Source organism: Thiobaca trueperi, assembly GCF_004342175.1.
In the GTDB taxonomy this organism is placed as follows: Bacteria; Pseudomonadota; Gammaproteobacteria; order Chromatiales; family Chromatiaceae; genus Thiobaca; species Thiobaca trueperi.
Genome location: NZ_SMAO01000001.1, coordinates 577,545 through 604,096, shown reverse-complemented (window position 1 = coordinate 604,096; position 26,552 = coordinate 577,545). Strand labels below are relative to the sequence as shown.

The window sequence follows — 26,552 nt, the reverse complement described above, 5'->3', positions numbered from 1 at the left end:
GGAAAGACGGTATCTACCTTGCTATGGCCAAAATAGCTTCCACTCCCCTAGCAGCGTTATCGGCCCCCCCGGAAAATTTGCAGCAGCACTCGTTGGTGCAATCACAGGTCGCCCTAGTGCATTTGCTAACCTTTGGGCAAAATCACTGGCTCCTGTACTGCAGCTTATTAAGCGAACGGGCCTGCCTCCCCAACTAGGATCGCTAATAATTTCCTTCGCCAGATCCTCCGGTGTCATCCAATTTTCATCTGAGTCAGAATCGCATTTCTCACCGCGTTCATCATGAATATGTGAGGGCGGATCAAAACCGTGCCCAGAGTTGCTGTGGCCCATAACATCATAGAGCCCTTTAGCATCGCTTTCCCATTGATTAGATAACTGGCTACTTATGCTGCAACCTAGGTTCAAATCGGCAAGACCATGTGGATCAGAAGACCCAACTGGGGAATTCGATACATAACTGTAAGTATTAATTCCACCCCCCAACCCAATCGGATCACTCTGCACATACCGCCCCAGACTCGGGTTATAGTCCCGGAAATAGTTGTAATGCAGCCCCGTCTCCGCATCGAAATACTGCCCCGGAAACCGGAGGTTGTAGACGAATTTGCCCAGCCCCGCCGGATTCTGATTGGGCGGGTTATCGCCGAACGCCAGCGGATCCCAGGTCCAGACCGGTTTGCCATTTTGGTTGGTGATGCTGCGCGGCGCATTGAGATGGTTGGCGTTGACGTAATACGCTGCCGCCTTGCCACCCGTTCCGGTCAGGACAGCCACCGGCGTATCGCTCAGCCACACGGTTTCCTTCACGACGCGGCCCGTTCCGTCATACTCGCCGAGCAGATGACCGGATTCGTCATAGACGAACACCGCCAAGCCGCCCGCGCCGCGCTTGCTCACCCGCTGTCCCAGTCCGTTGATGCCGTAGGTCGTCGTGACGCTGCCCACCTTGACCTGTGCCAGCCGCCCGCGTGCGTTGTAGGTGTAGGCGCGCTTGCCGTCGCTGGTCAGATTGCCGGCAGGGTCGTATTGATTCGTTTCTTTGATCAATCCCGATCGCTGCGTGAGCCGATTGCTGGTCGCTGGATAGGTATAGACCGTGGTTCCCGCCGTGGCGCGGGATTGCAGCCGGTTGCCGTTGGCGTCGTAGGTGAGGGCGGTCGCATTCTTGCCGATGCTGTAGCGGGTCAGTTGTCCCAGCGCGTCGTAAGTAAAATCCTTGCCCGCCAGACCGGTTTCGGTCATCGCTGCGATGCGGCTGGCGGCGTCGTAATCCAGGCCAACGCTGGTCGGGTGAGTGCCGCCGCTATCGATGTTCGTGATGCGCCCGTTTTGGTCGAGGGTGCGGCGGTAGGTCGCGCCGTTGCCCTGCTTCCAGGCAGAAGCGAAACCGAAAGGCTGGTAAACCACCTGGCTCAGCAGTGCCGCGCCTCCCGCAGTCATGTCACGCAACTGTCCGGCAGCGTCGTAACTGAAGGTCAGGGTCTTGCCTGACGGATAGGTCAGACTGCCCAGCCGCCCGAAGGCGTCATAGCCATACCGCGTCGTCAGCGTTACCGTGCCCGTCGTTTGCTTCCGGGTCAGCACGCGGCCATGCCGGTCATAGGTCCAGGCGGTGGTGCCCGCCGGGTCAGTCAGCCTGGTCAGATGCCCGATCCCGTTCGTGCCCTGGTCATATTGCCAGGTCATGGCCGTGCCGTCGGCGAAGGTTTCCTTGATCTTGCGATTCAGTGCGTCCCAGGCGTAGTGGGTCTTCTTGCCGCGCGCATCTGTCGAGGACAGGAGGTTGCCGGCGGCGTCATAGGTTCGAGCGGTCTTCCCGGTATCGGGGCTGGTGACGGCGAGCGCATTGTCCAGCCCGTCCCAGGCATAGGCGGTTTTCAGGTTGCGCGGGTCGGTTACCGAGGTCAGATGGTCGTTGGCGTCGTAGCCATATGCAGTGGTGCCCGCGTTCGGGTCGAGCGTCTCGATGAGTCGGTTCAGGGCATCGTAGTCATGCCGGGTGACGGCGCCGAGCGGATCGGTGGTCTGCGTCAGATTGCCGTTCTCGTCGTAGACATAAGCCGTCGTCTCGCCTCCGGCGCCGATCGTTTTGAGCAGTCGATTCACCTGGTCGTAGGTCGAGGTATGTGTTCGCATCACCTTCCCGGCGGCAGTCAGGGTCTGCTCTTTGATGCGGTTGCCTGCCTTGTCCAACGTGTAGATCTGACGGTTGCCCAACGCGTCATTCCTCTCGGTCAAGCGATGGGCGGCATCGTAGCTGTAGCTCATGAAGGATCCGTCGGGTGACGTGACCTTGATCAGATTGCCGACAGCGTCATAGGTCAGAGTCGTGGTCTCGGTGCCTTGGGTGCGGGTTTTGAGACGCCCACGTGCGTCATAGGTCAGCTTGGTCACCAGTCCGTTGGGGTCGGTGATGCTCAGGGGGCGGCCGCTGCCGTCATAGTCCGTGTAGCGGGTGACCTGTCCCAGGGCGTTGGTCTCGCTGGCGAGATTGAATTTGGCGTCGTAGGTGAAGCGGGTGGTGTCCTCGACATCGGTGCGCGGACCATCGATGGTGATGAGCTGGGATGCATCGTCATAGGTATAGCGCCAGGTGCGCGTTTTACCCGCCGAGCTGATGCTCTTGGTCAGCAGGTTGCCCCGGTTGTCGTAGCTGAAGCTGGTGGTGCGGTTGGGTTCGACAATGCGGGTCGGTAAACGGAAGCTCGGATGCCAGGTTGTCCGAATGGTGCGGGCCTTGGCCGTGCCAGCCGCCTCGACCCGCTGGGTCTCCAGTCCGCGCGCGTTGTGGGTGTAGTTGGTTGAATTGCCATTGAAGTCGGTGCGGCTGGCGAGGAAGCCGTTGTTGTCATAACTCAAGGCTTTACCGCCACAGGTCTGAACAGGCGCGCCGCTGACGGCCATGGGCTTGATCAGGTCGAACTGGTTGGTGAATTTGAAGCCGTGTACATGACCGCGTGGATCGGTCACCGTTGCGGAATCATCACTGTCATAAGCCACTGTCGTGCGATCAGCGCCGCCAGCATGTTCGGTGAGAATCGCTCGTCCCAGGCCATCGTAGGCGAAGGTGGCATAGCGGTTGCCGCGCTCATCGATAATGCCCGTCAGGGCATGGGGGAAGGCCTTGTTTTCATAGATGTAGCGGCGCACCTCGGCGTCGGGATAGGTGACTGAGACGAGGTTGTCTTGGGCATCGTAGGCGTAGGCATAAACCTTACCATCAGGAGTTGTCATGTGGCTGACCTTGCCTTCAGCCGTGTATTTGAAATACAGGGCATGGCCGAAGGGGCCATAGACCGTCGTGAGCCGTGAACTCGCGTCATAGATTAGGGAGGTGGTCAGTCCGGCACGGTCAGTGAGGCTTAAGAGCCGGCCATCGCTGCCGTAACGCTCCTGGATGTCATCGGCTGTGGTAAGTATCCAACCGTCCTGAGCATTTCCGCTCAATCTGCTGGTAACGTCCGGATCGGCCACCCAGGCACTGCCCTTCCTGGTAAAAATATCTTGACGTCCATCGGCGCGGGTGACGGTGACATTGTCCGAGCTGATGCCCAGCCCGCGATGCCAGGTGCTATGCCAATGGCTGCCAAAAGCGGAACCACTGGTGCCGAGGCTGTTGTAATAGCGGCGCAGGGCGAGGTGGGTCTTCTCCGCCGCGATGAAGTCGGTTTCGGCCTGGAATTTGTTGCCGGTGGCGGTATTGATCGGATTGCCGGCACTCGCAATCGGGCAGGGCGGCTCACCGTTGTTTTTTTCGCTGCTGAAGGTTGCGACCACGTTCTGGGGGCCCGCGATGGTGAGTTTACAGTTCTTGGCCGCGCCCGTGCAGTCACCGCCCCAGCCCCGAAAGCTGTGGCTGTCGTTCGGGGTGGCCGTCAGGGTGACAAGGCTGCCGTCAGGATAGATCTCGCGGCAGTCGTCTCCGCAATTTATGCCTGCGGGACTGCTGGTTACCGTGCCTTTGCCTCTCCGACTGACCTTAAGCCCATCTGTTCGCTGACAGGCGAGCCAACCGGGGACGCCGTTCACCGGGGTGAGGCCCGCGAGCACATCCCAAGCAGCATCATCCTCGGCAGAACCGGTCGTCTCGAGAAAGTTATTGCAGAAATGAACAGTGCCAGCGGATAAGCCGGTTGGCGGGAGCGGCATCGGGCCGCTGAGCTGGTTGTTCGAAACGTCGAAGTTCGCGAGGCTCGACAAGCCAGTCAGATCAGGTAGAGAACCGGTGAGCTGGTTATTGTTAACAGAAAATTGAAACAGGTTGCTCAAACCGGCCAAAGATGGGATTGGACCTGTGAGTTTATTCCTATACGCCACGAAACTGACCAGATTGCTCAAGCCCGCCAAGCTTGGAATCGGGCCAGTCAACTGATTCACCGATGCCCCGAACCATTGCAGATTTTTCAACCCGGCAAGATCTGGTATTGGTCCGACAAGATTGTTGAGATCCACCCCAAAAGATCTAAGATTCACAAGGCCGATTAAAGGAGGAATTTTTCCCGACAATTGATTCGCTCCAACCTCGAATGACTCTAGGCTTGCCAATCCGGACAAGGAGGGTATCGAGTCTTTAAATCTATTGCCGCTTAGATTGAAGCTCCTTAAATTCGTCATGCCTTTTAGGCTCGGAATTGAGCCATCAAGCTGATTTAGCGCCACGTTGAATCTTTCTAGATCTAGCTCATGCAGATTTACTGGAAGAGATCCAGTGAGCTGATTATATCCTAAAGAAAAATCTGTTAATTTTTTCAGATTACCGAGGCCGGTAATTGAGCCGGTTAGATTGCTCGAATCAAAATTGATCTTTTGGATGCGTGTATGTTGATCAGGCTCAATCATTTCGATGGTGCACTGTATATATTTTTCTCCTGTTTGCCCTGCGCCGGTCATGTAGCACCAATCCTCCGGCGAGCTAGGAGCACGGAAGCCCATGGCGACCAAGATAGACCGCTCAGCTTGGGAGATGCACGGATAATACAGCCCGCTCCCATTGGGAATGGGGTCGCAGCCCAAGCTACCTACTCTTGTATTCACGTTCCCGATATGGGGAGTATGCTCCACCAACCATCGACTAAAACTCCCGTTCTCATTCCACGCCGCCGGCGTGTGACGATCTTTGTGAGTGCCATCGCCAAGTTGACCGTGGTCATTTGCTCCCCATAGCCACAGGCGACCATCGGCGGTAATAGCCATACTTCCTTCGCTTCCTGCACCGCTCGCAGTGACATCCGACAGGATAGCGTTCGGAGTCCAAAAATCGATGGTCGCGCCTCCCCCCACCTGCCCATGGTCATTCGCACCCCAGGCCCAGAGTCGGTTGTCGGAGGTCAGCGCCAGACTATGATTAGCGCCCGCAGCAGCTGCGGTCACGTCGCTCAAGACCTGGATCGGCGTGATTTCGTCCTGGGTGCTGCCGGAGCCCAGTTGTCCGCGCTCGTTGGCACCCCAGGTCCACAGCCGACCATCCGACGTGAGTGCGAGGCTGTGGCGACGACCTGCCGACAAGGCGAGCACATCAGTCATCACACGCATTGGCAGGGTGCGGTTCGTGGTGCTACCGTCGCCAAGCTGCCCGCGATCATTGGCCCCCCAGGTCCATAGCGTGCCGTCGGGTTTTAGCGCCAGGGTATGGGCACCGCCGCCAGCCATGGCGACCACATCGGCCAATACCCGCACCGGGCGGGGCCGTGCTTCCGTGCTCCCATCGCCAATCTGACCTTGAGCGTTGACTCCCCAGCCCCAGAGCTGGCCCTGCGTATCAAGCGCCAAGGCGTGATTGGCACCTGCTGCGATGGCCGTTATGTCGTTCAACACATTGACCGGAGTGGCTTGATCGACGTGAGTGCCGTCGCCCAATTGCCCGTGGTCGTTAGCGCCCCAGGCCCAAAGGCTCCCGTCCGACTTGAGTGCAAGGCTGTAGACGTCTCCAGCCGCCACAGCGGTCACATCGTCAAATACGTGTACGGGCGATGCGCGGTCGGTGTTGGTGCCGTCACCCAGTTGCCCGTGATCGTTGGCGCCCCAGGCCCAGAGCTGCCCGTCGCCCTGCACGTACAGGTTGTGCGCGGCGCCGGCCGCAAGGCGGGTCAGGTCGGGGTGGTCGCCAAATCCTAACGCTGCCACACGGGGCGACATCAGTAAGGTCTCCAGTCCGGCGAGATCGACGCGCAATCCGAGCCGGGGCGAGTCCGTGGTACGCGGGGTGACATCGACACCTTGCTCAGGCAACTCGTCGAGCAATCCTTGCGCCTCCCGTTCCAGGCCATCGAGCCAGATCGACCACTGGGCGTCATCAAGGCTTGCCGTGTCCACGGTCGGAACGCGCAGGGTCACGTTCAGCGGCAACCGCGATTGAGTACCCAACCAAGTCCGCCAGTCTGCAACGACTAGCGGCGCGTTGCTCCGTTCGGCCAGTGCCAGCGGCAAAGGCTGATCGCGCCAGGAGATCGGCGCCGAGGAGTCGGCGGCATGGACGGCACCGACGAACAGACCGAGCAGCAGGGCGATACGTGAGGGAAGGGCGCGGAACGGTGACATGCGTGGGCTCCGGAGTCGGAATCACAGTCTCAGCAATGGCGGATGTGCAAGGCCAGTGCAACCCTGTCTATTTTCTACACGAGCCATTTCCTCGTCTACAGAATGAGGTTCGGTAAGATGACTATCCTGTCCTGCAAACTGCCGAACGAAACCCAGCAGCCGTTCGGCGTTGGGTGTGCGATGCAGGGCGAGCGATTGTGTCAGCGCGGCGCAGGCCGCTTCGGGATTGCCGGTGGCCAGATGTGCGACCGCCTGCGTCAGCAGCCCCTCAGCCGCCCGCTCGACCCGGAGCAGACTGGCGAGGTCCATGCCGCAGCGCCGGCAGGCGGGGCTGCCGTCGGTGCGGGCGGCGCAGTTCGGACAGCGGTCCATCAGGATTCCAGATAGTAAATGAGATCCGCCAGCGCGACCCGGGCCTGTTCCAGTCCGGACGGATCATCCTGATCGAGCCGGTCGCGCACGGCTTCGATCAGATCCACCAGGTCTTCGCGGTCTTCGGGGTTCGCCGTGTCCAGCAGTCGCTCGGCCTTTTCGATCAGGGCGCGCGTCTGGACGCTGTCGCGCTGTTCCTCGGTTACGTCGCGGGCCTCGCCCTCGATCAGCGCGGACAGCCGCTCGCGGGCGGCGTCGAGATGCTGTTCCTCGAAACGGGTGGTGGCGTTGTCGATGGTGATGTGCTTTTCCAGCCCGGTGCGCTTCTCGCGCGAGGTGACGTGCAGGATGCCGTTCAGATCGAGCGAGAAGGTGGTGAGAATGATGTTGCCGGCCGGGACATCGCTCAGACCTTCGATGCGGAAGGAACCGATCTCGGTGTTGTTGAGCGCGTCGGGATCTTCGCCCTGATAGACATGCACCTCAATGACGGTCTGGCCGTCGTAAGCGGTCTCGAAGGCCTCGCTTTTGGTGACCGGGATGGGGGTGTTCTTGCGGATCAGCGGGATGTAGGTGTAGGGATAGATCTCGCCGTTGAGCTCGCTCAGGGCGCTGGTGCCGAAGGTGTAGGGCGTGATATCGACCAGCACGCTGGCGACCTTCTGCCCGGCGATCACCGCCGCCTGGATCGCCGCGCCGGCGGCGACGCAGAGCTCGGGATCCACCTCGGCGCGCGGCTGCATGCCGAGCGCTTGCTCCAGGCGCCGCTGGACCAGTGGGGTCCGGGTGGCGCCACCGACCAGCAGCACCTCGTCGATGTCCGTAACCGCCAGTCCGGCCCCTTTCATCGCGATATGGACCGCTTCCAGGGTCTCGTCGATGTAGGGCGTGATCAGATCCTCGTATTCCTCGCGGTTCACCTCCAGCGACAGATGCACCGGTCTGCCATCCGCTTCGAGCAGATATTCCTCTTCGATCCGGGCAAAGGGCGCGTCGCTGAGTGCGATCTTGGCCGTCTCGCAGGCGCGCACGAGACGGGCCATGGCTGCACGCTGCTCGCTCGGATCGATGCCCTGGGTTTCTTGAAGATGGGCGACGACATGCCCGACCAGCCGGGCGTCGAAGTCGTCTCCGCCAAGATGATTGTTGCCGTGGCTGGCGAGCACCTCGGTCACATCCTGATTCATGCGGACTACTGAGACATCGAAGGTGCCGCCGCCGAGATCGTAGACCAGGATATTCTTGGCGCTGGCGTGTTCGGCCTCATAGGCGAGCGCGGCGGCAGTGGGCTCGTTGATGATGCGCACGACCTCCAGCCCCGCCAGTCCCCCGGCGTCGCGGGTGGCCTGTCGCTGGGCATCGGAGAAATAGGCCGGCACGGTGATGACGGCCCTGGTCACGGGCTGGCCGAGCGCATCTTCCGCTGCCCGCTTGAGCCGGCGCAGGATCAGCGAAGAGATCTCCTGCGGCGTGTAGGACTGCTCGCCCATCGGCAGATGCACATCCTCGCCCATGCGGCGTTTGACCGAGCGGATGGTGCGTTCCGGGTAGAGCGTGTACTGATTGCGCGCGGCCTGGCCGACGAGCAGGGCGCCATCGTCGGCGACCCCGACCATGGAGGGCAGGATCTCGGAGCCATCAACCTGGATGATGCGCGTGCGACCGTCCTGAACCACGGCCACTTCGGAGTTGGTGGTTCCCAGGTCGATGCCGATGATGATGTCGCTCAATGTCTTGGTCCCTGGTTGGTTCATGGATTCGAGTTGGCAGGCGGAAACGCCGTTAATTGGACAGGATTAACAGGATGATTCAAGATTAACAAGATTAAAAACAGGCGGTTGAAAAATCCTGTCCATCTTGGAAAATCCTGTTAATCCTGTCTATTTAACGTGAGCGCAGCTTACGCCAACGGCCAGACGCCCTCTGGTGATGTGTTGGGATCGTGCCGCTGGCTGGGCCGGTTGACCGCGACCTCGGCGGGACGCAGCAGGCGGTCATGCAGCAGAAAGCCTTTGCGCAGCTCGCGCACCACGATGCCAGCCGGTCGCGCGGGCCAGTTCACCAGTTCCGCTGCGTGCATGGTATGCGGGTCGAATGGCTGGTCAAGCGTGCGCAGCGGGGTGACGCCGCGCCGGGCGAGGGTCTCATCGAAGCGGCGCAGATTCATCTCCAGACCCTCGGCCATGGAGACAATGAAGGCGGTGGCGCGACCATCGAACCAGCCGGGCCGGAAGCGTCGCGCCTGCTCCTGTCCGGCCTGCAAACGGTCGCGGAGATCCAGGAGATCGAGCAGCAGGTCTTTCTGTCCCTGCTGATCCGCCAGCCGCTCCTGTTCGCGTCGGCGCTCCTGTTCCTCGCCCAGACGGGCGCCGGACTCGCGCAGCGCATCGAACAGCGAGCGGAATTCGTCGAGCGCGGATTTGACCTGACGTGACTCCAGTTTGACCTCATTCCTGAGCGCGGCCAGCTCGGCGAGCAGGGTGAAGAGATCGGGGGCAGTTTCCGCCTCGGGCGCGGCGTCCGGATCGTCCAGGGTGCCGGCCCTGTCCAGATGGGCCCGGAAAGCGGCCATGAGCTGGTCTTTGGTCGCCTCGTCCATCAGTCGTCTCCGCGCAGCAGGGCGGCGAAGAGCGCGGGATCCTGTCGTCCCGGCGCCGTCACCGGCGCGGCGCGGTCCAGGATGTCGGCCAGCGTGGGCGGTGTGGTGTCGAAGAGCGCGTGCGCGAGCCGGTCGCGCCGGGTGCGCAGGCTTTCATAGGCCGCACGCAGCGCCTGGAAGCGTTCGGCGTCGCGCTCCGGCGGATAACGCTTGATGCCGTTCAGATAGGCCGCTTCGATGGCGGTATCGTCTGCGTCGTCCGGTACGCCGAGAATCAGATAGGGGTCGCTCATTAAACTGCGTCCAGTACGGTATGTGACGGTTTCTCACTGCGTTCACTGCGATCGCCTCCAGGGCACCGCGAGACGCCGTTTAAAATTCGTCTGGAATTTGGCCGTCGCGAATCTGCTCGAACAGCGTGATGATTTTTTCCAACGCATTCTTTTCGCCGATCTGACGCGCCATCTTTCTGAAGTCGCGTTTGATATGCGGCGGCATGCCGATCAGATCCATCGCCTGCTCCAGTCCGGCAGTGCGGATCATGGCGATGATGGCATCGACGGCGACATCGTCATCGATGGGACTGTCGAGCGGATCGTCCTCGTCGAAATCGTCCTCCGGTGCGAACCTGAAGGGCGAGGGACCGAAACCGAAGGGACTGGCGCTCATGAGCAGCTCGCGGATACGCAGGGCGGTACGCTCATCGCCTTCATCGCGGGCACGATTCATGGCGATCTCCAAATCAAACACGTCCTTGCCCCGGAGATTGGGCTGACCGTTGGGGTACTTCGCCTCGAAGGCATGGAAGGCGAAGATGGGCGCGCCGCGCCATTGTTTGAGCGCTGCCTGGGCGACCGCCAGCCGCACAGGATGGAGCCTGCTGCGGCGCAGGGTCTCGCAGGCCGCTTCCAGGTCGCTGCGCGCGAGGCTCTTCCAGGGTGCGCCCTTGAGTGGTTTGGCAAGATACTCGCTCAAGTCGCGCGAGAGCTTGCCGCCGCGATCCAGATGGACGCGCAGCCGGGCAAGCGCGGCGAGCAGATCCTCGGCGTTCCGGGCGGCGAGTTTGGGACGGTCGATGGTCTTGAAGAGCCGGGTCGGCGAGAGCCTGAGTCCATCCCCGGCCAGGGCGAGTGCAACCAGTGCGGCGAGTCCGTCGCCCAGCCGTCTGACCCGTTCGCGCAGCGCCTGGGCGCCGGTCGCGCTGTTCTCGATCAGGGCGACCAGTTCGGTCACCAGATCGAGCCGTTCGCGCGCCGCGCCGCCGCTCGCCCATTCGTCGGCCTCGGCCAGCGTCTTGCGCGCCAGATCCAGGCGGTCTTTGGCGACCTGTTTGCGGGTGTGCGCAAGATAGGCATCGACCAGTCGTTCGCGCACCTCGGTGTTGATCGGATCCTGCGCCAGGATGCCGCGCGCCAGACCGGCGGCCTTTTTGAAGGCGCTGGCATCGAGCGCCACATCCATCGCCGCTGCCAGCAGACGCCGGTTCTGCGGCCAGCGTGCGGTGGCGCCATCCAGCAGACGGCGGGCATCTTTTGGCTGCTGGTTGCGCCGGTAGTAGTCGATCAGGATCAGCCAGGTGTCGATGTCGTCCGGATCCCAGTCCAGGCTGGCTTCGAGCTGTCTGGCGACCTGCCAGGCATCGTGGGTCATGTCGGCGTCGTGCAGCACCCCGCCGATGCGTTCGGTTCGTCTCAGCGCCAGGGCGATGCGCAGCCGGTCGAGCGGATCGGTCCGGCCCTCGCGGCAGGCATTCATCAGCAGCTTCGCGTATTTCTGCCAGCTTTCGCTGATTGTCCCGGCATACTGATCCTGCTCGGCACGCCAGGCCGCGATCAGGAATGCCTCTTCAGTGGTCAGAGGCGGCGCACCCACCGCAGCAGGCCATTTGCCGCTGGCCGGGAAATCGCCGCGCAGCAGGCGCAGCGACTGGCGGCGCACCCAGTCCGCGCCCAGCGACTCGCGATGCTGATGGAGCACGCGCAGCAGCGCCTGCGGCGCGGGCTCGGCACCCAGACGTGCGAGTTTGTCCCAGAGGGCGATCCGCCCGGCTGACCAGCCGCGCAGCATGCAGGCAAAGCGGCCTTTGCTCCTGCCCGCCGTCCGCAGCGCCTCCAGAAAGGCGGATTCCGGCAGCAGCGCCAGTTCCACCGCCTGTTTCAAGTCGATGAAGGCCGAATCCGCGCCAATCCGGCTCAGCAGTTCAGCGGCCTCGCGCGGTCGATCCGGCAGACACTGCAGGGCCTTGAGGATCTGCGCCCAGTCGCGATAGGGCGAGCGGAAGGGGAGGGCGGCCAGCGCCTCGCGCAGACCCGTTTCGTCGCCCGCGCAACAGGCGGCGAGCGCCGCCTGCGCCGCCCCGGCATGACGGCGTACCGGATCGTCCTCCGCCAGACGCTCGGCGATGGCCGCATCACCGGACAGGAGACGCGCGGCGAGCAGGGCACGCAGCCGGTCGAGTTCCGGGGCGGGCAGGGTGGAGGCAGCAGTCAGCAGGGCGCACACCGGGGCGGTCTGGCCCAGACGCAGCAGGAGCCGGGCATGGTCCAGGTCGCGGGGGATGCCCTGGCCCAGACTGGCGCGGTTCTCCCACATCACCAGCGCTTCCTTGAGCATGCCCTTGGCGCTCAGTTCGCGCGCCCGTCCGGCATAGGCGTCAGCAAGTCCGACCCGCCAGTCCGGGTTGGGATCCTGCTTGATAAGCTGCTTGAAGTCGGCGATGGCCTCGCGATAATGCCCACCGCTCAGATTCGCGCGGGCCTTGTGCGCGATGGCGTCGGGTGTCAGCGGGGTCTGGCTGATCGCAGCGCGGGGCGTGCTCCGCCTGGCTTTTTTCGACATGAGTCGCCTGCTTTGAACTTCAGTATGATGGGCGTCCTTTGATTTCAAAATTAAATAGAAAGGTTCCGCTCGTCAATGGATCTGGTCGAACAGCTTGTCCTGATCCTCGCCGCCTGTCTGCTCGATGCCCTGTTCGGCGATCCGGTCTACCGTTTTCATCCGATCCGGCTGATCGCTGCCTGGAGCTTGGCCTGCGAACATCGGCTATTCGCCATCGGTTTGAACGGACGCTTTGGCGGGATCCTTCACTGGCTGCTGGTGGTTGGCGGCGCGCTCGCCGTCTGGTGCGGCGTGCGCGCCGGTCTCGGCTGGCTGCATCCCTGGCTGGCGCCGGGCTGGGATCTCTTTATCGCCTACAGTCTGCTGTGCATGCGCGATCTGCTGGCCCACGGTCAGCGGGTGCTGCTTGCGCTCGACGATCTGCCACAGGCGCGGCAGTGTCTGGCGATGCTGGTCGCGCGCGATACCGGGCGTCTGCCGCGCGACGGCATCGTGCGCGCCACCATCGAGAGCCTGTCCGAAAACCTGACCGATGGGGTGCTGACGCCGCTCTGGGCGCTCTGTCTGTTCGGTCTGCCGGGGCTGATTCTGGTCAAGGCGGTCTCCAGCCTGGATTCGCTGGTCGGCTACAGGAACGCGCGTTATGCCCGTTTCGGCTGGGCCGGCGCACGTTCCGATGACCTGATCCACTGGCTGCCGGCGCGGCTTTCCGTCCCCTTGATCACCCTCGCCGCCGTGCTGCTGCGTCTGCATCCGCGACTCGCCCTGCAATCCGCGCGGCGGTATCACGCCATGCTCCCCAGCCCCAATTCCGGCTGGAGCGAGGCCGCCTGTGCCGGCGCGTTACGGGTGCGCCTGATCGGCCCCATCCAATCTGACGGTCAGTTGGTCACTGAGCAGTACATGGGCGATCCTGACTGGCCGGCTGATCTGGACGCCGGGCACCTGCGCGCCGCGCTGCGTCTGATTCTGGTCTGCTGCCTGCTGGCGCTGGTCGTCGGGCTGATGCTGGCGACGTTGCGGATGTCGATGTAATCAGTCAGCGCAGCCCGTACCAAACCCCGCGCCCACTGCCGTGCTGATTCAGCACGCTGCGTTCCACTAGGGCGCGGAAGTGCTGCTTGAGCGTATTGCGACTGGCGCCAGTCAGCGTGATGACCTCACCCATGGTGATGCGGCCATGTTCGCGGGCGAACTCGACGATGGCAAGCTGCAATTCAGGCATGGTCGCCAGTACGATCTGCTCGCGCTCGACCTTTTTCTCCAGTCGCCGTACCTGCTCGGCCAGGGAGCGCAGGAAAAACTCCAGCCACGAGCGCCAGTTCGGTGACTCCGTGCGGATCGTTCCTTGAGTCTGGCGCAAGGCCAGATAGTAGGCTTCCTTGCTCTGCTCGATCACGCTTTCCAGGGAGCTGTACGGCACGTAGGCATAGTCGGCCTGTAGGAGCAGGAGTGTGGTCAATACCCGTGAGAGCCGCCCGTTGCCATCCTGAAAGGGATGAATTTCCAGAAACACGACGACGCCGACGGCGATGATCAGCAGTGGATGCAGTCGAGCGGTTTCGCGCGCCTGATTCATCCAGGCCACCATCTCGGCCATCAGGTGGGGCGTATCGAAGGGCGAGGCCGTCTCGAACACGATACCGAGTTGTGTCCCCGCTTCATTGAAGGCGGCGACGCTGTTCGAGTGGGTCTTGTAGTGACCGCGATGCCGGGCGTCTTTCTCGCTGTGGCGTAGCAGGATCTGGTGCAGTTGTTTGATGTGGTTCTCGGTGAACGGGATGTCCTGCCACGATGAAAAGACCAGATCCATCAACTCAGCGTAACCGGCGACTTCCTGCTCGTCACGGGTCGCGAAGGACTGGATTTCCAGATTCGACAGCAGCCGTTCCACTTCCCGATCAGACAGCCTGCTGCCCTCGATACGGGTCGAGGAACCGATGCTCTCGATGGTGGCCACCCGCCGCAGGGCCGACAGACGGTCAGGCGCGAGTGTGCCCAGGGCGCGCCAGGCACCTTTGAACTCGTCGATCCGGGCGATGAGAGTCAGGATCTCGGGGGTGATCTGGATGGTGTCGGTTTTTAGCATGAACCAATACTACACCCATTTACGCCCATTTTGGTCGCCGCCACCTTGGAGCAAGATGACGGCTTGGCTGGATTGGGCATCGTCGCCTCACCGTCACAACGGTAGACGACGAGCTTGCTACGCCGTCGTAACGAGTCGGATCAGAGCGTCCTGGCCTGCTCGGCCAGATAGATCCAGGTATCGATCACGGTATCGGGATTCAGCGAGATGCTGCTGATGCCTTCCTTCAGCAGCCAGTCGGCGAAGTCCTTGTGGTCGGATGGTCCCTGACCGCAGATGCCGACATATTTGCCCTGCTCGCGGCAGGCTTTGATCGCCATCGACAGCATCTTCTTCACCGCCGGATCGCGCTCGTCGAAGCTCTCGGCGACCAGGCTGGAATCGCGATCCAGACCAAGGGTGAGCTGGGTCATGTCGTTCGAGCCGATCGAGAAGCCGTCGAAATACTCCAGGAACTCGGTCGCCAGGACCGCATTGGACGGCAGCTCGCACATCATGATGAGCCGCAGTCCGTCCTTGCCGCGCTCCAGGCCCTGACCGGCCAGCGCCTCGACAACCGCCTTGGCCTGTCCCAGGGTGCGCACGAATGGGATCATGATCTCGACATTGGTCAGGCCCATGTCGTTGCGCACCCGCTTGAGTGCCTCGCATTCCATCTCGAAGCAGGCCTTGAAATGGTCGGCGATGTAGCGCCCGGCACCACGGAAGCCGATCATGGGGTTCTCTTCCTCCGGCTCGTAGCGCTTGCCGCCGATGAGGTTGGCGTATTCGTTGGACTTGAAGTCCGACATACGCACGATCACGGTGTTGGGCGAGAAGGCGGCGGCGAGCGTTGAGATGCCTTCGGCCAGCTTGGCGACATAGAACTCGCGCGGGCTGGGATAGGCGGCGATGCGCGGCTGGATCTGCGCCTTGAGATCCGCCGGGAGCTGGTCGAATTCGAGCAGCGCCTTGGGATGGATGCCGATCATGTTGTTGATGATGAACTCCAGCCGCGCCAGACCGACGCCCGCATTGGGCGTGGCCGAGAAGGCGAAGGCGCGGTCGGGATTGCCGACGTTCATCATGATCTTGACCGGAATCTCGGGCATGGCCGTGAGTTCGATGGTCTTGTAATCGAAGTCCAGTTTGCCGTCGTAGATATAGCCGGTATCGCCCTCGGCGCAGCTCACGGTGACGGGCTGACCTTCCTGGATTTTGTCAGTCGCGTCATTACAGCCGACGACGGCGGGGACGCCGAGTTCGCGGGCGATGATCGCCGCGTGACAGGTGCGTCCGCCGCGATTGGTCACGATGGCCGCCGCACGCTTCATCACCGGCTCCCAGTCGGGATCGGTCATATCGGTGATGAGCACATCGCCCGGCTGCACCTTGTGCATGTCGGCGATGCTCTCGACGATGCGCGCATTGCCGGCGCCGATGCGGCTGCCGATGCTGCGTCCGCTGGTGAGAACCGGCCCTTTTTCGCGCAGCATGTAGCGTTCGATGACATTGCCGGTACGGCTCTGGACCGTCTCGGGACGGGCCTGGACGACATAGATCTTGCCGTCGGTTCCGTCCTTGGCCCATTCGATGTCCATCGGGCGGCCATAGTGCTGCTCGATCTGGATCGCCTGTTTGGCCAGTTCCTCAATCTCGGCGTCGGTGATGCTGAACAGCGGACGCAGCGCCTCCGGCACCGGTTCGGTGCGCACCGGTTTGTCGGCACCCGGTTCGCTATAGACCATGCGGATCGCCTTGTCGCCGACGGTGCGGCGCAGGATCGCGGGACGACCGGCGGCGAGCGTCGGCTTGTGGACATAGAACTCGTCCGGGTTCACCGCGCCCTGCACCACCATCTCGCCCAGACCGTAGCTGGAGGTGATGAAGACGGCGTCGCGGAAACCGGATTCGGTGTCGAGCGTGAACATGACGCCCGACGACGCCAGATCGCTGCGCACCATGCGCTGGATGCCGGCAGAGAGTGCGACATGACGGTGCGCGAAGCCCTGATGGACGCGATAGGCGATGGCGCGGTCGTTGAACAGCGAGGCGAAGACCTCCTTGATCCGGTGCTTGATGTGGTCAAGCCCCTGGACGTTGAGGAAGGTCTCCTGCTGCCCGGCAAAGGACGCATCCGGCAGGTCTTCGGCGGTGGCCGAGGAACGCACGGCCCAGGACACGGCGTCGGTGCCGGCCTCGGCGGTCAGACGCGCATAGGCGGCGTCGATGGCGGCCTCCAATGCGGCGGGGAAGGGCTGCTCCATCACCCAGCCACGGATGCGCGGGCCGGCCTCGCCCAGGGCCGAGACATCTTCCACGTCCAGCGCGTCGAGCACGGCCTGGATGCGGTCATCCAGCCCGTCGTGCCCGATGAATTCGCGATAGGCATCGGCCGTGGTCGCGAAACCACCCGGCACCTGCACCCCGAGATGGGTCAGGTTCTGGATCATTTCGCCCAGCGAGGCGTTTTTGCCGCCTACCACCGGCACGTCGTCCATCCCGAGGTCGCTCAGCCAACGCACATAATCGGTCATCGTGTTCGTTCTCCGGTCTTAGTAAACTATCAATCGACACCCGGCTCGACACATGGGCTGGATGCCAGGGCGTTGCGGCCAGGGACGATTCGACCGAGGCTTGGCGCGGGATCGGGAGGACAGGCGCAATGCCCGCAGGGATCCCGAAATAACCGCGAAATATAGCGCAGTGTCGGGGTATGCGTCCCGGCAGGCAGTCAATATTGAAAATTGGATTAACCGCAATTCTGAGCGGGGCATGTCAGGCCACGCCAGCATCCCGTGCCGGATCCCTGGTGTTGGCCGATCCATGACGGCTCGTCACTGCTGGACTGGAGCTGAACAACTCACTTGAACCAAGTGAGTTGTTCAGGCAGCCTAACCGCGCCCAGTACTGCGTGCGGTGTTTTTGCATTGGTGTCGGTCTCGCCTGCAACCCATGCGCGTTGCGGCTGATTCGGTTTAAATATTTAATCTCACGGATTATTTAAGCCGCGTCAGCGACATTGTCGGTTGCCTGGTGCAGGGTTAAAGGATCAATGCACAAACAACAGTGGTCATGCCGGACGCGGCTTAAAAAACGACATGATTCTGCCACTCAACATTCGTAACAAGAGGTTTTAGCCTGATGAAAGAACTGCCCGGACTCGCGGAAATCAGAGCCATTACTGGCGTCAAGGACAACAGCCAGCTCATTCTGAGCGTGGTTGCGCTCCTGCTTGTCGTCGGCACGGCGAAGGCGGTCATGATCAACCTGGACGCCGATGTGCCAATGGATCCACAGAAGGTCGCGACGAATCTCGCGCCCATCGGCACCCTGACCCTGGTTCCGCCGCCTGCGCCACCGGCCCCGGCTGCCGCCGAGCCTGTAACCACGGATGCGCCTGCTGAAACGACTGAGGCTGCCGCCGTCGCCGAGACCCCGGTCGAATCAACTGAGCCGGCTGCTGCCGAGGTCCAACCTGCCGCCGAAGTGACCGAGACAACACCGGCTGCGGAAGCGGTCGAAACCGCACCAGCGGTTGCCGTCGAGCCTGAAGCGGAGCCAACGCCTGCCGCCGCTGAAACCCCGGTCGAAGCAACTGAGCCGGCTGCTGCCGAGGCCCAACCTGCCGCTGAAGTGACCGAGACAACGCCGGCTGTGAAAGCGGTCGAGACCGCACCAGCGGTTGCCGTCGAACCTGAAGCCGAGCCGGCGCCTGCCGCCGCTGAAACCCCGGTCGAAGCAACTGAGCCGGCTGCTGCCGAGGCCCAACCTGCCGCCGAAGTGACCGAGACGACGCCGGCTGCGGTCGAGCCTGCACCTGTCGCGGCGCCGTCCGCACGGCCACAGCCCGCCTGGATGATGCACATGGCCCCCTTGAACTCGAATCGGTAAACCTGAAAGGAGCGGTTGAACCGCAGAGAGCGCAGAGCATGTAAGGGATTTCAGGGCATTGTCTAACAGGCCGCGTTCACCCGTCGGGTGATCTGTAAGGATGTCCAAACAATTGTTTTTCTTCGTGTCCTTTGCGCCTTTGCGGTTCAGTCTGCCGGATGGAAGGTAAACCCCGTCAGCTCGGGCCAACCCGCAGGATGTCTGTACATGTCGTTGCCGCTTCGTCGCCTCGGTCTCATTTCTGTCTGTCTGCTGGCGCTGATTGTCCAGACGTCCGTCCAGGCCGCCTGCCGCACGGGCGAGGCGCTCACCCTGCTGCATTTCAACGATTTTCACGGCCAACTGGCCCCTGATTCCGACTCCGATTCTGGCCCCGAGCCGGGCATCCCGCCGGGCGGTCTCGCGCGTCTGGCGACCCTCGTCGCCGGGGTGCGCGCTGAGGATCCCGAGCGACCGGTCGTGCTGCTGTTCGCCGGCGATCTGTTGCAGGGAACCATGACCTCCAGCCTCTTTCTCGGCATCCCCGATGTCACCCTCTTCGACCGTATCGGGGTGGATGCCGCCGTCATGGGGAATCATGAATTCGACTATGGACAGGGTGTCTTCCGCCGTCTGGCCGGCTTGGCGCGCTTTCCTTTTCTCTCGGCCAATGTCCAGACCCATCCCGAGCCGCTGCCGGTTCGTCCGAGCCTGATCCTCGCCAGACCCGGCGGCCCGACCGTCGCCCTGCTCGGATTGACCACGCCGGAACTGACCACTGGCACCCATCCGCGCAATGCCCTGGGCGTGAGCGTCGAGGATCCGGTCAGCGTCGCCCGGCGTCTGGTGCCGAGTCTGCGCGAGCAGGCCGATCTGGTGGTGGTGCTCTCGCATCTCGGGCTCGCCGAAGACCGGCGTCTGGCTGAGGCGGTGCCGGGGATCGATCTGATCGTGGGCGGGCACAATCATCACGTTCTTGATCAGCCGGTGATGGCCGGCGGGGTTCCGATCCTTCAGGCCGGCGACCGTGGCCGCTGGCTGGGGAGGATGGATCTGGCGTGTCAGAATGGACAGATGCAGCGCACGGCCTACCGGCTGCTGCCGGTTGACGCCAGCATTGCGGAAGACCCTGAGATCGCCGCCGAGGTCACGCGCATCGTCGCCGAGGCGGAGGCCGGGCTGGCCGATCAGGTGGGCGTCACGGACGTGGAATTGAGTGCCCGGCGTGAGGATATCCGGCGTGGCGAGGCGGTCTTTGGCAATCTGCTCGCCGATCTGGCCCGCGAGGTCACTCAGGCCGATGTCGCACTCTTCAATGCCGGTGGCTTCCGGGCGACCATCCCGCGCGGTCCGGTGACGCTCAAGCAGGTCTATCAGGCCTTTCCCTTTCGCAATGAGCTCGTTGTCGGCCAGCTCACCGGCGCGCAGATCATTGATGCGCTGGAGCACAGCGCCGCTTTGGATCCGGAAGACAATCCAGGCGGGTTTTTGCAGGTCTCCGGTCTGCGCTATGTCATCGCCGGGCGGCGTCTGGACTCAGCCACGCTGAACACTGGTGTCATTGATCCCGAGCAGGTCTATCGGGTCGTGATGTCTGATTTTCTTGCTGCCGGCGGCGATGGCTATGCCGTCTTCACGCAGATGACCGCTCCAGAGATGACCGGTCGTCTGATCTCGGATCTGCTGATCGATACCTTTCGTCAGGGACAGATCATTGCGCCCCGGTTGGACGGAAGGATACGGCGCCAGCCGTTCTGAGTCCCCGTTTCAGTCTGTTGTCGGAGTGGACGCGGTTTAGTCATCACAGGGGGGATTTGGCATGCAGGCAATGTGGTATTCAGTTGTGGTCTGTCGGGCCGGTGTCCGGTCTTCGCTCCTGCTGGCGGTCGGGATCCTGCTGCTGGTCTGGGGGCTCGGCTATCCGGTGTGCGCCGGGGCGGACGCAGGATCCTGTCCGATTCAGACCGCGCAGGCCACGCTTGATGGCGGCACGCTGCATTACAGCCAGGCCGGTGCGGGAACCGGGCCGCCTGTCATGCTGCTGCACGGGCTCTTTGCGCAGAAGGAGCAATGGAACGCGCTGCTGTGCCAGCTCGCCGCCGTCGGCTACACCGCCATCGCCCCCGATCTGCCGGGCTATGGTCAGAGCGTCCCCTTTGCGCTCCCGGATTACCGTCTGGCGCGACAGGTTGAGCTGCTGCGTCAGTTCATCGACAGCCTGGGGCTTGGGCGCATTGATCTGGCCGGCAATTCGATGGGCGGCGCCATTGCCGCGCTCTATGCCCGCTCTGATCCGCAGCGGGTGCGCTCACTGGCGCTGATCGGCGCACCCTTCGGTCTCACCGACTGGAGCCCGCAGGTTCAAGCGGCCATCGAGGATGGCGTCAATCCATTCGTGCCGGTCGATCTCGCGCAGTTCGATCTGGAAATGGGCCTGCTGTTCGTCAATCCGCCCGTCATCCCGGATGCGGTCAAAGCGGCGCTGGTCGCGGACTATGTCGAGCACAACCGCTTCTATCAGCAGGTCTGGAACATCGTCAGTCTGGATGCGCGGTCGCTTGAGTCGGGCGTGACAAGTTGGCTGCCCACCCTGGTCCTGTGGGGTCAGGATGATCGGATCTTCGCCGCCGAAGACGGGGCCAGACACATCCGTCGCCGGTTTCCCCGCGCCCGGCTCATTCAACCCGCTGCGACCGGTCATCTGCCGCATCTGGAACAACCCGCCGAGACGGCGCAACGCTATCTCGATTTCCTCGCGACGCGACGCAGCGGCTGGTTCGACCGCGACACGCAACCGTCTGATTAACCACTGGAACGGATATCACACCATGCATTCCACGCCCAGCTTCACCCCGCCCGCCCGCGCCCTGATCGTGGGTGCGGCATTCGTGATCGTGATTGCCGGTCTGCATCTGGCGGCCTCGGTCGTTGCACCCTTTCTGCTGGCGGTCTTCATCGCCGTGATCGCGACCCCGCCGTTGCGTTGGCTGACGAATCGCGGCTGGTCGAAATGGGCGGCGCTGCTGATCGTTGGTTTTGTGCTGGCCGATATCGGCAGTCTGCTGGCCCTGATTTCGACCGGCGCGCTGGATGGCTTCCGCGAGAGCCTACCCAGTTATCAGGAGCGGCTGACCCTGCTGTCCAATGAGTTTCACGTCTGGATGCAGCGCCTGGGGATGGAGCCGGCAGGCATCGAGTCGCCCAGCATGTTTGATCCGGCCAAGACGGTCGCCATGGTGCGTTCGCTCCTCGCGAGTGTGGGCGGGCTCTTTTCCAGCGGGGTGCTGATCCTGCTCACGGTCATCTTCATTCTGGCTGAGGCATCCAGTCTGCCGGCCAAGATGCAGGCCGCCTTCAACACCACTGAAGACACGGATGCGCGGATCAAACTGGTTTTCGATTCCATCAATCAGTATATGGTCATCAAGTCGCTGACCAGTCTGGCCACCGCGCTGCTGGTCTGGATCTGGCTGTGGTTCCTGGGCATCGACTTCGCCATTCTCTGGGGCATCCTCGCCTTCCTCTTCAATTTTGTGCCCTTTCTCGGCTCGGTCCTGATGGCGATCCCGGCGGTGCTGCTGGCACTGGTGCAGACCGACATCCCGACGACCCTGCTGGTCGCGCTCGGCTATCTGGTGATCAATACCGTGATCGGCAGCATCCTGGAGCCGCGCATCATGGGGCGCGGACTGGGTATCTCGACCCTGGCGGTCTTCCTGTCGCTGCTGTTCTGGGGACTGGTGCTGGGCACGGTCGGTGTCTTTCTCTCGGTGCCCCTGACCATGGCGATCAAGGTCGCGCTCGACTCCAGCCCCTACACGCGGCCCATCGCCATCCTGCTCGGGCCGGAGATTGAGGATAAGTCCAGGCCAGCCGCAGATGAGGGCGCAAAAGGTCCAGCGATGGCTGATCGTCTGCGTCAGATCTCCGGGCTGTTGCAACAGCGGTTTCAACCGCTCGTGCAGCGATTCTCAGACTGGCGCGACTCACGACGGCATTAGGCCGGCTTGCTGGCGATCTGATCAGATCAAAACCACCCGGTTGCCCGCCAGTCGTCTGGGATTGGCGCGGCGACCGGGCGATGTTATGATGCTGATACATTTCGTGTTCGATGTTTTGGCCATCAACGGCTTTGTTTCCGTCACGATCCGCGCATGACAGGTTAGTTTTCAGGAGTCATTGAGATGGCCATTTCCATTCCGCAACCCAGTTCCACTGCCGATAAACCACGTGTCCCGGTCTCCGTCGATTTCGCGCTCCAGGGCGGCGGCGCGCACGGCGCCTTCGCCTGGGGCGTGCTGGACCGCATGCTGCAAGAGCCCTGGCTGACCATCGACGGACTCTCCGGCACCTCTGCCGGCGCCATGAACGCGGCGGTCCTGAGCGACGGTTTCGCCGAGGGCGGTGCCGAGGGTGCGCGGGTTGCGCTGGAGCGCTTCTGGCGGCGGGTCTCGGACGCGGCGCTCATGAGTCCGCTGCGCCGCGCGCCGCTGGACATCCTCATGGGCCGCTGGACGATGGACAACTCGCCGGCCTTCATCGCGCTCGATATGGCCTCGCGGCTGTTTTCACCCTACGACACCAATCCGGCGAACATCAATCCGCTGCGCGATATCCTGGCCGAATCGATCGACTTCGCGCGTCTCGCCCGCTCCGATGTGCATGTCTTTGTCACCGCGACCAATGTGCGCACCGGTCGCCCGCGTGTCTTTCGCAACGCTGACATGACCCCGGACGCGCTGCTGGCCTCGGCCTGTCTGCCGATGATGTTTCAGGCCATCGAGATCGATGGCGAGGCTTACTGGGATGGCGGTTTCTCCGGCAACCCCACCATCTCGCCGCTGGTGCGCGAATCCAGCGCCGATGACACCATCCTCATCCAGATCAATCCGGTCGAGCGCGTCGGCACGCCACGCACCGCCCGCGACATCCTCAACCGCGAGAACGAGATCGCCTTCAACGCACCGCTGCTCAAGGAACTGCGCATGATCGCCCTGCTGCGTCAGGTCGCGGATCCGGGGCACAGCGAAGGCGCGCTCTGGGCATCGATGCGCATGCACCGCATCGCCAGTCCCGCCATGACTGACCTGGGTTACTCGTCCAAGCTCAATGCCGAATGGGCCTTTCTCTGCATGCTGCGTGACGAAGGCCGGCGCTGCGCCGACACCTTCCTCGCCGAACACGGGCACGATCTGGGGCGGCGTGCGACCTTCGATCTCGATTATCTGCTGGAAGGAATCTAACTCATGGGTCTGATTGGCATTCTGCTTGGTCTTGCGCTCCTCATCTGGCTCGCCTATCGCGGCTGGAGCGTGCTGCTGCTGACCCCGGCGGCGGCCCTGATCGCGGCGATCTTTGCGGGCGAGCCGCTGCTGGCGCACTGGACCCAGACCTTCATGGGCGGTGCGGCGGGCTTTCTGGCCCAGTTCTTCCCCATCTTTCTGCTTGGTGCGCTCTTCGGCAAGCTGATGGAAGACAGCGGTTCGGTGCAGTCCATCGCCCGTTTCATGGGCGAGAAGCTGGGCGCGCGTCATGCCGTGCTGGCGGTGGTGCTGGCCGGCGCCATGGTGACTTATGGCGGCGTCAGTCTCTTCGTCGCCTTTTTCGTGCTGGCGCCGATGGCGCAGGCGCTGTTTCGCGACGCCAATATCCCGCGCTATCTGATGCCGGCGGCCATCGCGCTCGGCACCTCCACCTTCACCATGTCGGCGCTGCCCGGCACCCCGGCGGTACAGAACGCCATCCCCATGCCCTTCTTCGGCACCACGCCCTTTGCCGCGCCCGGTCTGGGGACGATTGCCGCGCTCATCATGCTGGTGTTCGGGCTTTGGTGGCTGGGGCGCGGGGTGGCGTCCGCCCGGCGGCGCGGCATCGGTTTCGACGGGGCGCTGATCATGAGCGCCGAGCAGGCCGCCGACGATCCGCTGGTGCGCGAGCGTGCCACGGTCGCGCAGGCATTCGATCCGGCTGAGATCCATCATGGTCAGGTCAGCACCGATCTGCCCCCGGTCTGGATTTCCATCCTGCCATTGATTGTGGTGGTGGCGGTCAATCTCGCCATGACCCTGCTGGTCCTGCCCAATCTCGATCTGGCCTATCTGGCTGAAGACCGCTGGGGTCCGACCTCGCCAGCGGCGGTTGGCGGTGTCTGGTCGGTGATCGTGGCGCTGCTGGCGGCCATCCTGGTTCTGCTCGGACTCAACCGCAAGCGTCTGCCCAATCTGCGCGAGAGCGTCGATGCCGGCGTCAATGCCTCGGTGCTGCCGGTCATCAGCGTGGCGAGTCTGGTCGGCTTCGGCTCGGTCGTCGCCGCGCTGCCGGCCTTCGAGCTGGTGCGCGAATGGGTGCTCGGGGTCGGTGGCGGGCCGCTGGTGTCGCTCGCGGTGTCCACCAACATCCTGTCCGCGCTCACCGGTTCGGCCTCGGGCGGGCTCACCATTGCTCTGGAGGCGCTGGGATCGACCTATCTGCAACTGGCCGGCGAACTGGGCATCGACCCGGCACTGATGCACCGTGTGGCGGTGATTGGCGCCGGCACGCTGGATAGCCTGCCGCATAATGGGGCCGTCGTCACCCTGCTCGCCGTCTGCGGCACCACCCACAAGGACAGTTATCTGGACATCGTGATGGTCGCCATCGTCGGCGCCATCGTTGCGCTCGCCGCCGTGATCGTTCTGGGCACGATGTTCGGCTCTTTTTAAACCGCGCCCGGTGCAGCATGAGATGTTTGGGGATTGGATCGGCCTTGGCAGCGTCAACGACTGTTGGATCTGGTGCGGTTTAAGATATTAAACAATATGGAATTTTAAACCGCGTCTCCACTAAAGTCGGTAACTTCCCCAGGGCCAAACACAAACTGAAAATGACACCTATCGCGCTGGACGCGGTTTAACGATACTGACCACTGCCAACTGACCACTGACGACTTCATCAAAAATGACCAACCCATCGCACCAAAAACCCCGCGCCCCCCGGCTCGCGTCCCTGCTCCTGATCACGCCGGTACTGGTTCTGGCCGTCAGCGGCCAGTCATTCGCCCAGTCCGGTCTTCAGGACTGCGCCGGGATCAAGTCCGACAGCAAACGGCTTGCCTGTTACGACCGCGCCAGCCAACAGACGCTGGCGGTTGCACCCGAGGTGGCGCAGGAACCCGCTCGCCTCGCCATGACGGCCCCGAGAACGCAGGCGCTGTCGGGCGATCCGACGCCGGGCGCAGCGTCCACCTCTGATTCGCTGATCGATACGGCCTGGGGCTTCGATCCCTCGTCAGCACGCTATCTGATCGATGTCTATCGTCCCAATTATCTGCTGCTTGGACGTTACTCCAGTCGTCCCAACGAGAAGCCGTTCAATTCACTGTTCAATGCGCTGGAAAACCCGGACGCCGAGATCAATTCCACCGAGGCCGAGTTCCAGATCAGTTTCAAGGCGCGTCTGTGGGCGACCGAGAATCGCCGCGTCGGCATCTGGGGCGCCTACACCCAGCAGAGCCAGTGGCAGATCTACAACGACGAGCTGTCGCGTCCCTTCCGCGAGACCAACTATCAGCCGGAGCTGATGGTCAGCGCGCAGCCGGATGTCTCGGTCGGCGGCGTGACCTGGAAACTCTTCAATTTCGGCTATAACCATCAGTCCAATGGCCGTTCCGACCCCATCTCGCGCAGTTGGGACCGTCTGGTCATGGAATTCGGCATCGAGTCCGGCAATTTCGCGCTCCTGCTCCGCCCCTGGATCGTCCTCAACGACGGCGACGACGACAACCCCAACATCACCGATTACTACGGCTACGGCGACATCACGGCGATCTACAAATGGCGCGGTCACAGCTTCACCCTCATGGGGCGCGGTAATCCTGACGCCGACAAAGGCGCTGCCCGGCTTACCTGGACCTCGCCGCCCCTTATCGGCCCGCTGCGCGGTTATGTCACCGCCTTCACTGGTTATGGCGAGAGCATGATCGACTACGACTGGAAGCAGAACACCTTCGGTATCGGCATCACGCTCAACGATCTGCTCTAAACCGCGCCTGATGCGGTATGGGATGTTTTGGGGTTGGATCAACCTTGGTCGCATCAACGACCGTAAGAGCTGGCGCGGTTTAGGTGATGTCCTGAAAATCCAGACCTGATAACGCGCCTCGAATAGACAGGATTAACAGGATTTTTCAGGATGGAGAGGATTTCAACTCAGAATGCCGTCGAGATGGGACCGCCTCTCCCCCCGGCCCCCTCCCCAACCCTCCCCCGCAAGGGGGGAGGGGGA

16 protein-coding genes are annotated in these 26,552 nt (G+C 62.6%); 8 read left to right on the top strand and 8 right to left on the bottom strand.

Translation table 11 applies throughout. The features are described 5' to 3' along the window. Window positions 1–21: 21 nt before the first annotated feature. The 6 genes from EDC35_RS02720 to EDC35_RS02695 all read right to left on the bottom strand — a co-directional run bounded on the left by EDC35_RS02720 (window position 22) and on the right by EDC35_RS02695 (window position 12,349). A complete protein-coding gene (locus tag EDC35_RS02720) occupies window positions 22–6,540 on the bottom strand; it encodes an RCC1 domain-containing protein (protein WP_132975448.1) in 6,519 nt (2,172 codons plus the stop codon). Between the two features lie 21 nt (window positions 6,541–6,561). Then, complete coding sequence (locus EDC35_RS02715; protein ID WP_132975446.1) at window positions 6,562–6,912, bottom strand: hypothetical protein; 351 nt, start codon at window positions 6,910–6,912, stop codon at window positions 6,562–6,564. Beyond that, window positions 6,912–8,666 (bottom strand): Hsp70 family protein, encoded by a 1,755-nt coding sequence (locus tag EDC35_RS02710; RefSeq protein WP_243651382.1) that lies wholly within the window; start codon window positions 8,664–8,666, stop codon window positions 6,912–6,914. The genes EDC35_RS02715 and EDC35_RS02710 overlap by 1 nt, the downstream gene beginning before the upstream one ends. Before the next feature lie 146 nt (window positions 8,667–8,812). Continuing rightward, entirely contained in the window at window positions 8,813–9,511 is a 699-nt protein-coding gene (locus tag EDC35_RS02705; RefSeq protein WP_132975442.1) for a nucleotide exchange factor GrpE, read from the bottom strand. Continuing rightward, window positions 9,511–9,804: a DnaJ domain-containing protein gene (locus tag EDC35_RS02700; protein ID WP_132975440.1), complete on the bottom strand. Its 294-nt coding sequence runs from the start codon at window positions 9,802–9,804 to the stop codon at window positions 9,511–9,513. The genes EDC35_RS02705 and EDC35_RS02700 overlap by 1 nt, the downstream gene beginning before the upstream one ends. A gap of 79 nt (window positions 9,805–9,883) precedes the next feature. Beyond that, window positions 9,884–12,349: a YbbN family protein gene (locus tag EDC35_RS02695; RefSeq protein WP_132975438.1), complete on the bottom strand. Its 2,466-nt coding sequence runs from the start codon at window positions 12,347–12,349 to the stop codon at window positions 9,884–9,886. A 75-nt stretch (window positions 12,350–12,424) separates the two neighbouring features. Between EDC35_RS02695 and cbiB the strand changes: the two genes are divergently transcribed. Next, complete coding sequence (gene cbiB / locus EDC35_RS02690; protein ID WP_132975436.1) at window positions 12,425–13,384, top strand: adenosylcobinamide-phosphate synthase CbiB; 960 nt, start codon at window positions 12,425–12,427, stop codon at window positions 13,382–13,384. Between the two features lie 4 nt (window positions 13,385–13,388). On the opposite strand, the gene EDC35_RS02685 is transcribed toward cbiB, so the two are convergent. Both EDC35_RS02685 and ppsA read right to left on the bottom strand, forming a co-directional pair. Continuing rightward, a complete protein-coding gene (locus tag EDC35_RS02685; protein WP_132975434.1) occupies window positions 13,389–14,438 on the bottom strand; it encodes a Fic family protein in 1,050 nt (349 codons plus the stop codon). Between the two features lie 140 nt (window positions 14,439–14,578). Continuing rightward, window positions 14,579–16,954 (bottom strand): phosphoenolpyruvate synthase, encoded by a 2,376-nt coding sequence (gene ppsA / locus EDC35_RS02680; protein ID WP_132975432.1) that lies wholly within the window; start codon window positions 16,952–16,954, stop codon window positions 14,579–14,581. A 607-nt stretch (window positions 16,955–17,561) separates the two neighbouring features. Between ppsA and EDC35_RS02675 the strand changes: the two genes are divergently transcribed. From EDC35_RS02675 to EDC35_RS02645, 7 genes are all read left to right on the top strand, one after another. Further along, the gene (locus tag EDC35_RS02675; RefSeq protein WP_132975430.1) at window positions 17,562–18,311 is read left to right on the top strand and encodes a hypothetical protein; all 750 of its coding nucleotides are present in this window, start codon (window positions 17,562–17,564) and stop codon (window positions 18,309–18,311) included. Between the two features lie 207 nt (window positions 18,312–18,518). After that, complete coding sequence (locus EDC35_RS02670; protein WP_132975428.1) at window positions 18,519–20,048, top strand: bifunctional metallophosphatase/5'-nucleotidase; 1,530 nt, start codon at window positions 18,519–18,521, stop codon at window positions 20,046–20,048. A 61-nt stretch (window positions 20,049–20,109) separates the two neighbouring features. Continuing rightward, window positions 20,110–21,096, top strand: coding sequence for an alpha/beta fold hydrolase (locus EDC35_RS02665; protein ID WP_243651381.1), 987 nt, complete (start codon window positions 20,110–20,112; stop codon window positions 21,094–21,096). A 22-nt stretch (window positions 21,097–21,118) separates the two neighbouring features. Next, window positions 21,119–22,291 carry an AI-2E family transporter gene (locus EDC35_RS02660; RefSeq protein WP_132975426.1) on the top strand — a complete coding sequence of 391 codons (1,173 nt, stop codon included), beginning with the start codon at window positions 21,119–21,121 and terminating at the stop codon, window positions 22,289–22,291. 183 nt (window positions 22,292–22,474) lie between these two features. Beyond that, complete coding sequence (locus EDC35_RS02655; RefSeq protein ID WP_132975424.1) at window positions 22,475–23,533, top strand: patatin-like phospholipase family protein; 1,059 nt, start codon at window positions 22,475–22,477, stop codon at window positions 23,531–23,533. Window positions 23,534–23,536: 3 nt separating this feature from the next. Beyond that, window positions 23,537–24,991 carry a GntP family permease gene (locus EDC35_RS02650; RefSeq protein WP_132975422.1) on the top strand — a complete coding sequence of 485 codons (1,455 nt, stop codon included), beginning with the start codon at window positions 23,537–23,539 and terminating at the stop codon, window positions 24,989–24,991. A gap of 235 nt (window positions 24,992–25,226) precedes the next feature. Next, complete coding sequence (locus EDC35_RS02645) at window positions 25,227–26,309, top strand: phospholipase A (protein ID WP_132975420.1); 1,083 nt, start codon at window positions 25,227–25,229, stop codon at window positions 26,307–26,309. Window positions 26,310–26,552 lie beyond the last annotated feature (243 nt).

Excerpts from the sequence above, each read along its gene's own strand:
- EDC35_RS02720 (WP_132975448.1), bottom strand. The coding sequence starts at position 6,540 with ATGTCACCGTTCCGCGCCCTTCCCTCACGTATCGCCCTGCTGCTCGGT.
- EDC35_RS02715 (WP_132975446.1), bottom strand. The coding sequence starts at position 6,912 with ATGGACCGCTGTCCGAACTGCGCCGCCCGCACCGACGGCAGCCCCGCC.
- EDC35_RS02710 (WP_243651382.1), bottom strand. The coding sequence starts at position 8,666 with ATGAACCAACCAGGGACCAAGACATTGAGCGACATCATCATCGGCATC.
- EDC35_RS02705 (WP_132975442.1), bottom strand. The coding sequence starts at position 9,511 with ATGGACGAGGCGACCAAAGACCAGCTCATGGCCGCTTTCCGGGCCCAT.
- EDC35_RS02700 (WP_132975440.1), bottom strand. The coding sequence starts at position 9,804 with ATGAGCGACCCCTATCTGATTCTCGGCGTACCGGACGACGCAGACGAT.
- EDC35_RS02695 (WP_132975438.1), bottom strand. The coding sequence starts at position 12,349 with ATGTCGAAAAAAGCCAGGCGGAGCACGCCCCGCGCTGCGATCAGCCAG.
- cbiB (WP_132975436.1), top strand. The coding sequence starts at position 12,425 with ATGGATCTGGTCGAACAGCTTGTCCTGATCCTCGCCGCCTGTCTGCTC.
- EDC35_RS02685 (WP_132975434.1), bottom strand. The coding sequence starts at position 14,438 with ATGCTAAAAACCGACACCATCCAGATCACCCCCGAGATCCTGACTCTC.
- ppsA (WP_132975432.1), bottom strand. The coding sequence starts at position 16,954 with ATGACCGATTATGTGCGTTGGCTGAGCGACCTCGGGATGGACGACGTG.
- EDC35_RS02675 (WP_132975430.1), top strand. The coding sequence starts at position 17,562 with ATGAAAGAACTGCCCGGACTCGCGGAAATCAGAGCCATTACTGGCGTC.
- EDC35_RS02670 (WP_132975428.1), top strand. The coding sequence starts at position 18,519 with ATGTCGTTGCCGCTTCGTCGCCTCGGTCTCATTTCTGTCTGTCTGCTG.
- EDC35_RS02665 (WP_243651381.1), top strand. The coding sequence starts at position 20,110 with ATGCAGGCAATGTGGTATTCAGTTGTGGTCTGTCGGGCCGGTGTCCGG.
- EDC35_RS02660 (WP_132975426.1), top strand. The coding sequence starts at position 21,119 with ATGCATTCCACGCCCAGCTTCACCCCGCCCGCCCGCGCCCTGATCGTG.
- EDC35_RS02655 (WP_132975424.1), top strand. The coding sequence starts at position 22,475 with ATGGCCATTTCCATTCCGCAACCCAGTTCCACTGCCGATAAACCACGT.
- EDC35_RS02650 (WP_132975422.1), top strand. The coding sequence starts at position 23,537 with ATGGGTCTGATTGGCATTCTGCTTGGTCTTGCGCTCCTCATCTGGCTC.
- EDC35_RS02645 (WP_132975420.1), top strand. The coding sequence starts at position 25,227 with ATGACCAACCCATCGCACCAAAAACCCCGCGCCCCCCGGCTCGCGTCC.